This window comes from Alphaproteobacteria bacterium, assembly GCA_030740435.1.
In the GTDB taxonomy this organism is placed as follows: Bacteria; Pseudomonadota; Alphaproteobacteria; order UBA2966; family UBA2966.
The window spans coordinates 1-13640 of record JASLXG010000146.1 but is presented as its reverse complement, the minus strand read 5'-3'; the positions used below and the strand labels follow the sequence as shown (position 1 = coordinate 13640).

14 protein-coding genes are annotated in these 13640 nt (G+C 66.1%); 2 read left to right on the top strand and 12 right to left on the bottom strand.

Annotated elements, in window-relative coordinates; genetic code table 11:
* Positions 1 to 67: 67 nt before the first annotated feature.
* The 7 genes from QGG75_14885 to tpiA all read right to left on the bottom strand — a co-directional run bounded on the left by QGG75_14885 (position 68) and on the right by tpiA (position 6159).
* The gene (locus QGG75_14885; GenBank protein ID MDP6068517.1) at positions 68 to 379 is read right to left on the bottom strand and encodes a septum formation initiator family protein; all 312 of its coding nucleotides are present in this window, start codon (positions 377 to 379) and stop codon (positions 68 to 70) included.
* A 123-nt stretch (positions 380 to 502) separates the two neighbouring features.
* On the bottom strand, positions 503 to 1780 hold the full coding sequence (gene eno, locus QGG75_14880; protein ID MDP6068516.1) for a phosphopyruvate hydratase: 1278 nt from the start codon (positions 1778 to 1780) through the stop codon (positions 503 to 505).
* On the bottom strand, positions 1777 to 2643 hold the full coding sequence (gene kdsA, locus QGG75_14875) for a 3-deoxy-8-phosphooctulonate synthase (GenBank protein MDP6068515.1): 867 nt from the start codon (positions 2641 to 2643) through the stop codon (positions 1777 to 1779). The genes eno and kdsA overlap by 4 nt, the downstream gene beginning before the upstream one ends.
* Positions 2640 to 4268: a CTP synthase gene (locus QGG75_14870; GenBank protein ID MDP6068514.1), complete on the bottom strand. Its 1629-nt coding sequence runs from the start codon at positions 4266 to 4268 to the stop codon at positions 2640 to 2642. Before QGG75_14870 ends, kdsA begins: the two co-directional genes overlap by 4 nt.
* Before the next feature lie 93 nt (positions 4269 to 4361).
* Complete coding sequence (gene secG, locus QGG75_14865; GenBank protein ID MDP6068513.1) at positions 4362 to 4697, bottom strand: preprotein translocase subunit SecG; 336 nt, start codon at positions 4695 to 4697, stop codon at positions 4362 to 4364.
* Positions 4691 to 5413: a glutathione S-transferase family protein gene (locus QGG75_14860; GenBank protein MDP6068512.1), complete on the bottom strand. Its 723-nt coding sequence runs from the start codon at positions 5411 to 5413 to the stop codon at positions 4691 to 4693. Before QGG75_14860 ends, secG begins: the two co-directional genes overlap by 7 nt.
* Positions 5413 to 6159 carry a triose-phosphate isomerase gene (gene tpiA / locus QGG75_14855; GenBank protein MDP6068511.1) on the bottom strand — a complete coding sequence of 249 codons (747 nt, stop codon included), beginning with the start codon at positions 6157 to 6159 and terminating at the stop codon, positions 5413 to 5415. The genes QGG75_14860 and tpiA overlap by 1 nt, the downstream gene beginning before the upstream one ends.
* 162 nt (positions 6160 to 6321) lie before the next feature.
* Here tpiA and QGG75_14850 point away from each other — a divergent pair, with 162 nt between their 5' ends.
* Positions 6322 to 8205, top strand: coding sequence for a SurA N-terminal domain-containing protein (locus tag QGG75_14850; GenBank protein MDP6068510.1), 1884 nt, complete (start codon positions 6322 to 6324; stop codon positions 8203 to 8205).
* Between the two features lie 26 nt (positions 8206 to 8231).
* A complete protein-coding gene (locus tag QGG75_14845) occupies positions 8232 to 9086 on the top strand; it encodes a DMT family transporter (GenBank protein MDP6068509.1) in 855 nt (284 codons plus the stop codon).
* A 4-nt stretch (positions 9087 to 9090) separates the two neighbouring features.
* Here QGG75_14845 and QGG75_14840 read toward each other — a convergent pair whose 3' ends face one another.
* The 5 genes from QGG75_14840 to QGG75_14820 all read right to left on the bottom strand — a co-directional run.
* On the bottom strand, positions 9091 to 9303 hold the full coding sequence (locus QGG75_14840; GenBank protein ID MDP6068508.1) for a heavy-metal-associated domain-containing protein: 213 nt from the start codon (positions 9301 to 9303) through the stop codon (positions 9091 to 9093).
* A gap of 11 nt (positions 9304 to 9314) precedes the next feature.
* Positions 9315 to 10370 (bottom strand): divergent polysaccharide deacetylase family protein, encoded by a 1056-nt coding sequence (locus tag QGG75_14835; GenBank protein ID MDP6068507.1) that lies wholly within the window; start codon positions 10368 to 10370, stop codon positions 9315 to 9317.
* A gap of 13 nt (positions 10371 to 10383) precedes the next feature.
* Entirely contained in the window at positions 10384 to 10785 is a 402-nt protein-coding gene (gene cueR, locus QGG75_14830; protein ID MDP6068506.1) for a Cu(I)-responsive transcriptional regulator, read from the bottom strand.
* Positions 10782 to 13181, bottom strand: a complete 2400-nt coding sequence (locus QGG75_14825; GenBank protein MDP6068505.1) for a heavy metal translocating P-type ATPase — start codon at positions 13179 to 13181, stop codon at positions 10782 to 10784. The genes cueR and QGG75_14825 overlap by 4 nt, the downstream gene beginning before the upstream one ends.
* Positions 13182 to 13238: 57 nt before the next feature.
* Positions 13239 to 13640, bottom strand: a 402-nt coding sequence (locus tag QGG75_14820) for an ATP-binding protein (protein ID MDP6068504.1), incomplete at its 5' end; no start/stop codon positions are given.

Genomic DNA, 13640 nt, shown 5'->3' with positions numbered 1-13640 from the left:
CGTGATAAGGTATTGAAAATCTGCAGAAAATACGGATTAACTCGATGTGAGTTAAGTGATTCGTGGGCTAATTCGGCGGAACGATGATGGTGATTTCATCGGGGTGCGCCAGGCCGAGCACGGCGCGGGCCCTCTCGTCCAGCATGTCGCGATCCAGCGACTTGGCATTCAAAAGCGCGACGCGGCGCTCCAGACGATCGATCTCGATCTTGTTGAGTCCGATGCGGGCCTCGACCTTCTGCACCTGCTGGCCCAGGCGCAACCAGGCCACCAGGCCGCGGTCGCCCTCGACGGCGTGATAGCCGAAATAGGCGATGCAGGCCACCGCCAGCAGCGGCAGTGCCGCGAACTTGGCCCGGCGGCGGAGCTCGGAGGTCATGCCCATGGCCGGATCGAATCACAACAGATTCGACTGCGTCAAGAAAAAAATGCAATAGAGTCTTGTGCTTAGAGCGACTTATTGCCTGTTTGATTCACCCCCATCCCGCTCGAAGGCAGCCCCTCAGGGGCTTTTCAGGATGCTTCGGCCGGCGTAGCTTGCGGCCGTACCAAGCATTTCCTCGATGCGCATGAGCTGGTTGTATTTGGCCAGGCGGTCGGAGCGCGAGAGCGAGCCGGTCTTGATCTGGCCGCAGCCGGTGGCCACTGCCAGGTCGGCGATGGTGGCATCTTCGGTCTCGCCCGAACGGTGCGACATGACGGCGCGATAGCCTGCTTTGTGGGCCCTCTCGACGGCCGCCAGGGTTTCGCTGAGCGTGCCGATCTGGTTGACCTTGATGAGGATGGCATTGGCCACGCCCTCGTCGATGCCGCGTTGCAGGCGTTCGCTGTTGGTGACGAAAATGTCGTCGCCGACGAGTTGCAGGCGATCGCCCAGCGCTTTGGTCTGCGCGGCCCAGCCTTCCCAGTCGTCCTCGGCAAAGCCGTCCTCGATGGAGAAGATGGGATAATCGGCCAGCAGTTTCTCGTAGAGCGCCACCAATTCTTCGGCCTCGAGGCTGCGGCCCTCGCCGGCCAATTCGTATTTGCCGTCGCGATAGAATTCGCTGGCCGCCACGTCCAGCGCCAGGTGGACGTCGTCGCCGGGCCGATAGCCCGCCGCCTCGATGGCCCGCATGATGAAACCCAGCGCCTCGTCGGTACTGGCCAGCGCCGGCGCGAAGCCGCCCTCGTCGCCGACATTGGTGTTGTGGCCGGCCTCGCCGAGGCCCTGCTTCAGAGCCTGAAAGATCTCGGCGCCCATGCGCACCGCCGCGGCCATGCTGTCGGCGCCCAACGGCACCACCATGAATTCCTGGAAGTCTATGGGGTTGTCGGCATGGGCCCCGCCGTTGACGATGTTCATCATCGGCACAGGCAGCGTCCGCGCCATGACGCCGCCGATGTAGGCATGCAAAGCCAGACCCGATTCAGAAGCCGCCGCCTTGGCCGTGGCCAGACTGACGCCAAGGATGGCGTTGGCCCCGAGGCGTGACTTGTTGGCCGTGCCGTCGAGCCCGATCATGATGTCGTCGAGCGCCACCTGGTCCTCGGCATCGAAGCCGGCCAGGCTATCGAAGATCTCGCCGTTGACGGCGGCGACGGCGTTTTCCACCCCCTTGCCGCCGTAGCGCTGGCCACCATCGCGCAGCTCGTGGGCCTCGTGGGCGCCGGTCGAGGCACCGGACGGCACGGCGGCCCGGCCGAAGGCGCCGGTTTCCAGCAGAACGTCCACTTCGACCGTGGGATTGCCCCGGGAATCAAGGATTTCCCGGCCTGTGATGTCGACGATGGCGGTCATGATTCCTCGCTGGCTGATGATCTTTTGGCTTTGGCCAGGCGGTCGAAGGCCATGAGGTCCTCGACCAAGCCGCCGAGCTCGGCCAGCGGCACCATGTTGGGGCCGTCGGAAGGCGCGTTGTCGGGGTCCTGGTGGGTCTCGATGAAGACGCCGGCCACGCCGACCGCCACGGCGGCCCGGGCCAGCACCGGCACAAAGCGCCTCTCACCGCCGCTGGCACCGCCCAGGCCGCCGGGCTGTTGCACCGAATGGGTGGCGTCGAAGATGACGGGATGGCCGGTTTCCGCCAGCAGCGGCAGCGCCCGCATGTCGCTGACCAGGGTGTTGTAGCCAAAGCTCGCACCGCGCTCGGTGAGCAGCACGCCGCCCGAGCCGGCCTGGGCCACCTTCTCGGCCACGTGACGCATGTCCCAGGGCGCCAGGAACTGGCCTTTCTTGACGTTGACGGCACGGCCCGTGGCGGCGGCGGCCTGCAAGAGATCGGTTTGGCGGCAAAGGAAGGCGGGGATCTGCAGCACGTCGACGACAGCGGCCACCTCGGCACACTGCCCGGCCTCGTGCACGTCGGTCAGCAACAGGCAGCCGAGCTCGTTGCGCAGCGCCTCGAATACGCCCAGCGCGCCTTCCAGTCCCAGTCCTCGGGGGCTCGAACCGGCGGTCCGGTTGGCCTTGTCGAACGAGGTCTTGTAGATCAGGCCGATGCCCAGCCCAGCCGCTAGTTCGACCAGCGATCCCGCCATGTCGAAGGCGTGCTGGCGGCTTTCCATGGCGCAGGGCCCAGTGATCAATACCAGCGGCAGATGGTTGGCGATGGCAAGTTCGCCCAGCCTGACCTCGCGGGGCACGGCCAGGACTTCCCTCAAACCAGCCGCGACTGATCCACCGCCGCCTTGATGAACGAGGCGAACAGGGGATGGGGATCGAAGGGCTTGGATTTGAGTTCGGGGTGAAACTGCACGCCCACGAACCAGGGGTGATCCGGTATTTCAAGGATCTCGGGCAACATGCCGTCGGGCGAGCGGCCGGAAAATATCAGGCCGGCGTCGGCCAGCTTGTTCTCGTAGCGGAAGTTGACTTCATAGCGGTGGCGGTGGCGCTCGCTGATCTCGTCGCTGCCGTAGATCCGGTGTACGCCGCTGCCCGGTTTGACCAGGCAATCGTAGGCGCCTAGCCGCATGGTGCCGCCCATGTCGTCGCCCTCCTGGCGGCGCTCGATCCAGCCCTCGCGCTCCCACTCGGTTAACAGCCCGACTACGGGCTCGTCGCAGGGTCCGAACTCGGTCGAGTTGGCGCCCTTGATGCCGGCCATGTTGCGGGCCGCCTCGATGACCGCCATCTGCATGCCGAAGCAGATGCCGAAATAGGGGATGCGGCGCTCGCGAGCCAGGCGCACGGCCGAGATCTTGCCCTCGGCGCCGCGTTCGCCGAAACCGCCGGGCACCAGGATGCCGTTGACGCCCTCGAGATGGTGCAGCGTGCCATCGTGTTCGAAGGTCTCGGACTCGATCCACTCGACGCCGACGCGCACGTTGTTGGCGATACCGCCGTGGCCCAGCGCCTCGTCGAGCGATTTGTAGGCGTCCTTGAGGCCGGTGTACTTGCCCACCACGGCGATTTTGACCTCGCCCTCGGGGGTTTCGATGCGCGGCTGGATTTCCTGCCAGGCCGTCAGGTCCGGGGCCGGCGGGTCTTCGATGCCAAAGCAGCGCAGGACTTGTTCATCCATGCCCTGTTCATGGTAGCGCAGCGGTACCTCGTAGATCGAGGAAACATCGAGTGCCGGGATCACCGCTTCCTCGCGCACATTGCAATGGAGCGCTATCTTGCGCCGCTCCTTGTCGGGAAAGGGGCGGTCGCAGCGGCAGAGCAACACGTCGGGCTGGATGCCAATCGAGCGCAACTCCTTGACCGAATGCTGCGTCGGCTTGGTCTTGAGCTCGCCGGCCGAGCCAATATAGGGGATCAGCGTGAGGTGGACGAAAACCGCCTGGTCGCGTTCCAGCTCGTTACCCAACTGGCGAATAGCCTCGAAAAACGGCAGGCCTTCGATATCTCCGACCGTGCCGCCGATCTCGCAAAGCACGAAATCCTGCTCCTCGGCAGCGGCCAGGATGAAGTCCTTGATGGCCCCGGTGACATGGGGAATAACCTGCACCGTGCCGCCGAGATAGTCGCCGCGGCGCTCGCGGCTGATGATGCTCTGGTAGATGCCGCCCGAGGTGACATTGTCGCTCTGGCGCGCCGCGACGCCGGTGAAACGTTCATAATGTCCCAGGTCGAGATCGGTTTCGGCGCCATCGTCGGTGACGTAGACCTCGCCGTGCTCGAAGGGGTTCATGGTGCCGGGATCGACGTTGAGGTAAGGGTCCAGCTTGCGCAGCCGGACGCTATAGCCCCGCGCCTGCAAGAGCGCACCGAGGGCCGCCGAAGCCAAGCCTTTTCCCAGTGAGGAGACCACGCCGCCGGTGATAAATATGTACCGCGTCATGGACCGCCACCCTACAACACTATGTTCACCAGCCCAAGCAAAAGAGGCGGCTTGAGGGCCGCCCCGGGTGATTTTTCTCTTTTCTCTACCGCCCTACTGGGAAATCGGCACCTTGGGCCCGGCCGGTTCGGCCGGCTCGGCCGGCTGTTCCTGGGCCGGTTGGCCCGAAGTTGCCTCGCGGTCGATGATCGAACCCGGCCCCCGATCGCCGCCGGCCAGAATCGCCAGCAAAATACTGGTCGTCATGAAGCAGGCGGCCAGGATGGCGGTGGTTCGGGTAAGCAGATTGGCGGCGCCGCGCCCGGTCATCAAACCGCCGCCACCGCCCCCGCCCATGCCCAGGGCACCGCCTTCGCTGCGCTGCAACAGCACCGTGATGACCAGCGAGATGGCCAGCAGCAGATGAATGACGAGAATGACGGCTACCATGGGGTCCTATGCCCTGCTGTGCGCCGGGTGCTGTCCCGGGGCCGAGGCTGCGCGCTTATACACCAGACGTTTGGCCCAAAGCTAGTACCCACTATTGCGGCCAGGCGGCGGCCCTCAAGCCATCGGCACATGGCCGGGAATGGCCTCGATGCGTTCGATCCAGGCCCGCACGGCAGCAAAAAATCGGCCAGATCGAAGCCGCCCTCGTGGGCGACGTGGGTATAAGCATAGAGCGCGATGTCGGCGATGCCGAAGGTGCCGGCGAAGAAGTCACGCTCGGCAAGTTCGCCTTCCATGACCGCGAGGGCGGCATATCCCGGCCCCCGCCGGCGCTCGATCTCGGTTCTGTATTTCTGCTCTTCGCCCAGCAAATGGATCCAATAGCGCACGGTAGCTATGTAGGGCTCGTGGCTGTACTGCTCGAAGAACATCCACTGCAGCGTCCGGGCCCGGGCCAGGGGCTCGTCGGGTACGTAGGGCGAGCCCTCGGTCAGGTACCACAGGATGGCGTTTGATTCGGGCAAGTAAATGCCGGGCTCGATCTCCAGCAGCGGTATGCGGCCGTTGGGATTCATGGCCAAAAAGTCCGGGCGGCGGCTTTCGCCCTCCAGGATATCAACGAAGCACCATTCATAGGGCCGGCCCAGAAGCTCGAGGGCGAGCTTTACTTTGTAGCAGTTGCCCGAACGGATATCGCCGTAGATCCTGACCCGCATTAACAGGCCTCGACGATGGGCCAGAAGTCCTCGGCCTTGAGGCTGGCACCGCCGATCAAGCCGCCGTCGACGTTCGGTAGCGCCATGATGGCGACGGCGTTCGAGGGCTTGACCGAACCGCCGTAGAGCAGCCGGAAATCGTTTCCGGCGGCGCCGAAACGTTCCACCAGCCGGGCCCGCAGTTCGGCGTGGACGGCGACGATTTCCTCCTCGCTGGGCGTGCGCCCGGTGCCGATGGCCCAGACCGGCTCGTAGGCCACGACGGAGTTGGCCGGCGTCGCGCCCTCGGGCAACGAAGCCGCCAACTGGCGGCCCACCACGGTCAGCGCCTGGCCGGCGTCACGCTCGGCCTCGGTCTCGCCCAGGCAAACGATGGCGACAAGGCCCGCCCGCTGCGCCGCCTCGGCCTTGGCCTTCACTTCGGCGTCGCTTTCGCCGTGGTCGCTGCGCCGTTCCGAATGGCCAACGATGACGTAGGTACAGCCGAGATCGGCCAGCATCTCGGCCGCCACGTCGCCGGTATGGGCGCCGCTGGCCGCGGCGTGGCAATCCTGGGCACCGAGCGCGATGGCAGCCTCGCCCAGCACCTCTCGCGCTTCCGCCAACAGCGGCGTCGGCGGGCAAATCAGCACCTCGGCGCGAAATGGCTGGGCCGCCGCCTGACGCAGCGCCGCCACCAGCGCGCGGGTGCTTTGGCGGCTTCCGTTCATTTTCCAATTGCCGGCGACGAGCGCTCTGGGGGCCATGGCGATATTTCCCGACTGGATGCAAATGACTGGCGTTGATTTAGCAAAACCATACCTGCGACGGCAAGTTGCCTGAGCCAGGCCGCCCCCCTATTATGGCGCGCCCCGCGCCGCGGCCGGGCCGACATTCGCAACGGGACCACAACGGGACCATCGTCCATCATGCTCGACGCACTACGCAGAGGCACCGGATCCATTCTGGTCAAGGGCCTGCTCGGTCTCTTGGTCATCAGCTTCGCCGTCTGGGGCGTCGGTGACATCTTCCGCGGCCCATCCGACGCCGCGGTGGCGGTGGTCGGCGATATCGAGATTCTGCGCAATGATTTCAACGAGACCTACCGGCGCGAGGTCAATCGAGTCTCAAACCAGCTCGGCAGCCAGCTCGACAGCGACCAGGCGCGCCAGTTCGGCCTGCCTGAATTCACCTTGCAGAAGATGGTCCGCGGCGCGCTCATCGATCAGGTGGCCAAGGACTTCGGGGTGACGGTTCCCGACTCGGTGCTTCTGCGCAATATCCATGGCAACCGGGCCTTCCAGAACCTCGACCGCTTCGACCCGGCGGTTTACGAGGACGTGCTGCGCAACAACGGCTTCAGCAAGGAATATTTCGAACACATCACGCGCCGCGATCTGGTGCGCGAACAGGTGTCCACCAGCATCCAGGTCGGCGCGGTGTCGCCGCAAAACCTGGTCGATGCGCTCTACCGCCATCGCGCCGAAAAGCGCGTCGCCGACGTCGTCGTGCTCGATAACGCCAAGGCCAAGCTCGAGGCCTCGGCCGACGAGGCTGCGCTGGAAGCGCTGCATAAGGAAAACGCCAGCCGCTACACGGCCCCCGAATATCGCGGCTTCGCCTACCTGACGCTCGATCCGGTGGTGCTGTCGCGGGATATCGAGATCCCCGAATCACGTTTGCGCGAGGATTACGAGCAGCGCCTCAGCGAGTTCACCAGTCCCGAGCGGCGCGATCTTTCGCAGATGCTGTTCGACGACAAGGCCAAGGCCCAAGCCGCCTATGACCGGCTCAAGGGCGGCGATGCCTTCGAGGTCGTCGCCGCCAGCGGCGGCAGCCTGATCCCGGATTCCACAGAGCTCGGCGTACTCACCGCCAACGGCCTGCCGCCCGAGGTCGCCGATGCGGCCTTTGCCGTGGCCCAGGGCGAGGTCAGCGCGCCCCTCGAAAGCGCCTTGGGCTGGCACATCTTCCGCGCCAACAAGGTGGAGCCGGGCGGCACCCAGAGCTTTGAAGCGGTGCGCGACAAGATCCGCAAGGAATTGGCCCTGCAAGCCGCCACCGACGACGCCTATGAACTTTCCAACAAACTGCAGGACGAACTGGCCAGCGGCGCCAGCCTCGAGGAGACGGCCAACCGCCTGAACCTGGAGATCGGCCGCATCCAAGGCGTCGACCCCGAGGGCCGCGACCGGGCCGGCGGCGCGGTCACGGCGCTGCCTTCCTATCCCGCTTTTCTCGAGACCGCCTTTGCCGCCGAGCAGGGCCGCGAAAGCGAATTGGTGGAGATCCCCTCGGGGGGCTATTTCGTGCTCCGGGTCGACGCCGTCACGGCGCCCGCCCTCAAACCGCTCGCGAGCGTTCGCCAGCAGCTCATTGCCGACTGGACAGCGCGTCAGCAGCAGCAGGCCACGGCGCGCCAGGCCAAGGAAATCGTCGACCAGCTCAAACAGGGCCAAAGCCTCCAGGCCCTGGCCCAGGCTCGCGGCCTGAAGGTCAAGCGCAGCAAGGCGCTGACCCGTCACCAGGCCGGCACCGAGGCGGCCATCTCGGGCGGCCTCCTGGCCGCCCTTTTTGCCGCCCCGATGGGCGGCGCGGCCGAGGCCCCGACGACGAACGGCGACGGCCACGCCGTGGCCACGCTGGTCGAGATCAAGGCGGCCGATCCCAGCGCCGACAAGGAAGCGCTCGATAACCTGCGGAACCAACTGCGCGGCGGCATCGCCGCCGACCTCATGCAGCAGTTCGAGGCGGCTCTGCGCCGCGAATTCGGTGTCACCGTCAACCGCCAGGCCCTCGAGCAGTCGTACTAAATATGTCCCTTCAACCGGGACGCCCAGTGGGCCACGGCCGCGGCGTCATCCTGGTCATGCTGGCCGGAGTGGCCTTCAGCTTCGTCGGCGTGGTGGTGCGTTTTGTCGACAACGCCGACGGCTGGCAGATCGTCTTTTACCGCTCGGCCGGTCTGCTGCCGATGATGCTGCTGCTGCTGGCATTGCGCCGCCGGGGCCGCATCGTAACGGCCTTTCGGGCGGCCGGCTGGACCGCCGCGATCGGCGGCCTCTTTCTGGCCGGCGGTTTCACCAGCATGATCTTCGCGCTGGTCAACACGACGGTCGCCAATACGCTTTTCATCTTTGCCGCCGGGCCGTTCCTGATCGCCGTACTGGCGCGCCTGGTACTGGGCGAGCGGGTGGCTTTGCGCACCTGGCTGGCCATGTCGGTGGCCGTGATCGGGGTCGCCACCATGGTCGGCGGCTCGATCGGCGGCGGCCGCCTGCTGGGGGATCTGAGCGCGCTTCTCGCCGCCTTTTGCCTGGCCGGTTTTGCCGTCTCGCTACGCGCCGGCAAGCAGACCGAGATGCTGCCCACCGTGGTATTGGGGGCCGTCTTCTCCATGCTGCTCTGCGCTTTGATGATGGAGAGCTTCGTGGTCTCGCTGCACGACCTGGTGCTGTGCCTGGCACTGGGCGTATTTATCGTCGGCAGCGGCCTGGCCTTCTACACCTTCGGTTCCAAGTACGTACCGGCGGCCGAGCTTGGCCTGCTGGCCCTGACAGAGGTTGTGCTGGGGCCGGTCTGGGTGTGGCTGGCGGTCGGCGAGACGCCGGAAGCCTTGGCGCTGTTTGGCGGCGCCATGGTGCTGGCGGCCGTGGTGTTCCAATCGTTGGCAGGTTGGCGCCGCCCGGCATAGGGGCTCAGGCGTTGCCGTGGAACTCGAATCCGGCATCGCCGATGGCCTGGATCACCGGAGCCTCGTCCTCGCTGCCGGCCACCGTGACCCGGCTGTCGGCCTCGGCATCGAGGGCGACGCTGACTTCGGCCTGGGGCACCACCGTCTTGATGGCGTTGGTCACGGCGTTGACGCAGCCCTGGCAAAACATGCCGCCGACGAGGTAGGTCTTGCTCATGATGCTTCTCCTTATTGGCTGGTTTCGGCCCGGCTGAGCCGCAGCGTCTTGCCGGGAACGCCGCCGGTGAGATCGATGATGGTGCTGACCGGCACCAGGGCAAATCCGCGCTGTTCGAGATCTTGCAGCCAGACCTCCAAAGCGTCGAGCGTGCCGTCACGGGGGTGGCCGATGGCCACGGCGTAGCCCCGCTCGCGCGCCACATTTTCGGCCTGCCTCAGTTGCCTCGCCACTTTCTCGACCACTGGATGGTTGTCGAGAAAGACGTCGCGCACGGCGTGCGGCAGGCCCAGGTGGCGGGCGATGCCGGCGGTCACGCTATCGCGGCTGGTGCGGGAATCGACATAGGCCAAGCCCAGCTTGTGGATCTCCGAGAGCACTGCGGTCATGGCCGGGACGCTGGTAGTAAAGCGGCTGCCCATGTGATTGTTGACGCCGACGTAGCCGGAAAAACGCCCTAGGCCCCAGCGCAGGCGGCGCAGCACCTCCTCGGGGCCGTGCTCGGCGGCCAGCACGTTGGGGCCGGGATCCTCGCGTTCACTGACCGGTTCCATGGGCACGTGCAGCAGCAACTCGTGGCCGGCCGCTCGGGCCCGAGCGGTTTGCCGCGCCAGATCCTCGGCATAGGTCAGGAAGGCAAGGGTGAGCGGCGCCGGCAAGGCGGTGGTGCGCCTGGTGTTGTACCGGTTGAGACCGAGATCGTCGATCAACACGGCGATCATCGGCCGACCGGCGGTCTCGGGCGCAGCCACGGCATGGTGCCGCCAGTTGCCGCGGGAAGGGGTCGATGTGAATTTGGCCGGCGTCTGCCAAGCCTTGCCGGGCCCCGGCGGGATGGCCGCCACGGCCCGGCGGATGGGAATGATCGAGCCTTTGAAAACCCCTCGCTCGTCCCCGCTGGCCGTGACCAACGACACCCCGTTGGACATCGACTGCGGGGCCATCCAGGCTCCGATACCGACGCCGATGACCAGCCCGGCCGCCAAGGCGCCGGCGCCGATGGCCAAGTAGCGCAGCGTCGGGGTGTCGGCCCGCTGAAGGAAGGATTTGACTCTGTCCGGCAACATGTTGGCGCCAAACCTACTCGGAATGCGGCCCGGCCGCCAGATCGTCAAGGATCGGGCAATCCGGGCGCTGGTCGCCGTGGCAGCGTTCGCTGAGCTGGCGCAGCGTGTTGCGCAGGCCTTCGAGTTCGCCGATCTTGCGTTCGATGTCGTCGATGCGGGCCAGGGCGATGGCCTTGACGTCGGCGCTGGCACGGTTGCGATCGCGGTAAAGTTCCAGGAGTTCGGCGATCTCGGGCACCGCGAAACCCAGGCCGCGGGCCCGGTTGATGAAGCGCAGCGTCTCCACTTCGTGGCTCGAATAGGCGCGATAGCCGTTGGCCCGGCGCTCGGCCGGACCGATCAGGCCGATCTGTTCGTAATAGCGGATGGTCTTGGGTGTGACGCCCGAGCGCTCCGCCGCCTGGCCGATGTTCATGATGCCCTCCAGCGCCTGAGCAGCAGCGAATTCGAAACCACGCTGACGCTGGAAAAGGCCATGGCGGCGCCGGCGATGACCGGACTGAGCATTCCCAGCGCCGCCAGGGGAATGCCGATGAGGTTGTAGATGAAGGCCCAGAACAGATTCTGCTTGATCTTGTTGTAGGTCGCCCGCGACACCCCGACGGCGTCCGCCAGCAAGCTGGGATCGCCGCGCATCAGGGTCATCCCGGCGGTTTCCATGGCGACGTCGGTGCCGCTGCCCATGGCAAACCCGATGTCGGCGGCAGCCAAAGCCGGCGCGTCATTGATGCCGTCGCCGACCATGGCCACGGTGTTTCCGGCCCGGCGCAACCGTTCCACCTCAGTCGCCTTCTGCTCGGGCAGAACCCCGGCCACCACCTCGTCGATGCCGACCTCGTCGGCAACCACCTGGGCGGTGCGTTGGTTGTCGCCGGTCAGCATCACGGTCTTGATGCCGAGGCGGTGCAGGCGCGCCACCGCCGCTGTTGCCGCCGGCTTGATGGGATCGGCCACGGCAATAAGACCGAGAGGTTGCGGGTTGGGTTCGGTCAAGCCCAGCCACATCACCGTACGGCCGGCGGTCTCGAGATCCGATGCCTGCTCCTCCAGGGCCGCCGTCGCCACGCCCAATTCGGCCATCAGGGCACGATTTCCCAGCCCCAATACGCGGCCCTGGACCGATGCCGTCAGACCTTTGCCGGTCAGGCTGGCGAAGTCGTCGACTGGCGCCAGGCTCAGGCCACGTTCCTCGGCTTGATCGAGAACCGCCCGGGCCAGGGGATGTTCGCTGGCGCTCTGGGCCGCCGCGGCCAGGGCCAACAAGGCGTCTTCGTCGCCCTCCAGTGTCACGACATCGGTTACCGCGGGATGGCCCTCGGTCAAGGTTCCGGTCTTGTCGAGCACCATGGCGTCGACCTTATGGGCGGCCTCCAGCGCCTGGGCGTCCTTGATCAGGATACCGGCCCGGGCGGCGGCGCCGGTGCCGACCATGATGGCGGTGGGTGTGGCCAGACCGAGCGCGCAGGGGCAGGCGATGACCAGCACCGAGACGGCGGCCACCAGGGCGGCCTCGAAATCGCCGCCGATAGCCCACCAGGCGATCAGGGTGCCGAGCGCGATGGCCACGACGACCGGCACGAAGATGGCGCTGACCCGGTCGACCAGCTTCTGCACCGGTGCCTTGCTGGCCTGGGCGCCCTCGACCAGGCGGATGATGCGGGCCAGCGTCGAGGCCGCACCCACCGTGGTGGCGCGCAGGCGCAACAGTCCGGTGCCGTTGATGGCGCCGCCGACCACGGCATCGCCCTCGGCTTTGGCCACGGGCAGGCTTTCGCCGGTGATCAGGGATTCGTCGACCGCGCTCGAGCCCGACAGCACGGTGCCGTCAACCGGCAGGCGTTCGCCTGGCTTGACGATCACCGTGTCGCCGCTGATCACTTCGGCGATGGCCAGCTCAAGCTCGGCGCCACCCCGCAACACCCGCGCGGTTTCGGGCCTGAGATCCATCAGCGCCCGGATGGCCCGCGTGGTGCCCCGTTTGGCCCGGGTCTCGAGCCACTTGCCGAACAGCACCAGGGTAATGACCACGGCCGCCGCCTCGAAATAGAGATCTCCACCGCCCGTCATCTGGTAGAGGCTGAAGAAATAGGCCGCCGAGGTGCCCAGCGCCACCAGCAGGTCCATGTTGCCGCTGCCCGCCCTGAGTGCCTTGCCGGCCGCCAGGTAGAAACGAAACCCGAAGACGAACTGCACCGGCGTGGCCAGCACCAATTCGACCCAGGCCGGCAACTGCACGGGCGCGCCCAGCAGCATCAGGATCATCTGCCCGACCAAGGGCAGGCTCAGCACCGCCGCCCCCAGGACCATCCAACCCTCGCGCCGCAAGCGCCGTTCGGCGTCTTCCTCGAGGGCCTTTTCGCGGGCCGCATCCGAGGTCTTGAGCGTGGCGCCATAGCCCGCCTTCTCGACCGTGGCAACGAGCTCGGCCGGCGTGAGAGCGCCGGCCGTCAGGCGCACGGCGGCCAATTCCGTGGCCAGGTTGACTTGTACCGAATGAACCCCGGGCAAACGGCTCAAGGCCGCCTCGACGCGGCCCACGCAGGACGCACAGGTCATGCCGCTGAGGTGCAGTTCGAGCTCTTCATCGGGTACCTGGAAGCCGGTACGCTGGATGGCCTGGGCCAATTCGAGGGGCCCCGTGGTAGCGGCTTCGTAGCTCACCAAGGCCTGCTCGGCGGCCAGGTTGACGTTGGCGGCCTGCACGCCGGGCACGGCGGACAAGGCCTTTTCCACCCGGCTGACGCAGGCGGCGCAGGTCATGCCGCGCACCGGCAGCACGAGATCGGCGGAGATGTGTTCGGCAAGGGCCACGGCGCTTCCTTTGCGGTTGGCGTCCGTACCCTAATAAAGGTTCCAGTTACTGGAATGTCAAGGTTTATCGGCAGCAGCGCACGACCGGGGTAGGGTTATGCAAAACCGAGTGAAAGCGCCGGGCTCGGACTCCACCGCCAACTCTCCGGCGTGCTGTTGCACAACGATGTCGTGGCTGATGGAGAGACCGAGCCCAGTGCCCTCCCCCGTCGATTTTGTGGTGAAGAAGACCGTCACGGCGAAGGCGAAGAAGAGGTGTCCGATGGTCATCAGGGGCGTTGCCCAGAAGGCTATGATGAAGCCCCGTATCATGGGATGGCGGCACATTTTATAAAGTGCTGGGGTGCAAAAATCAGGCGCCGGTGGGGTGATTCCGCGGAAATTACGCCAGACCTGCTTGACGCCAAAGAGATCGAAATGATCGATGAGAAAGGTCGACCACAGAAATATCGCCCAACC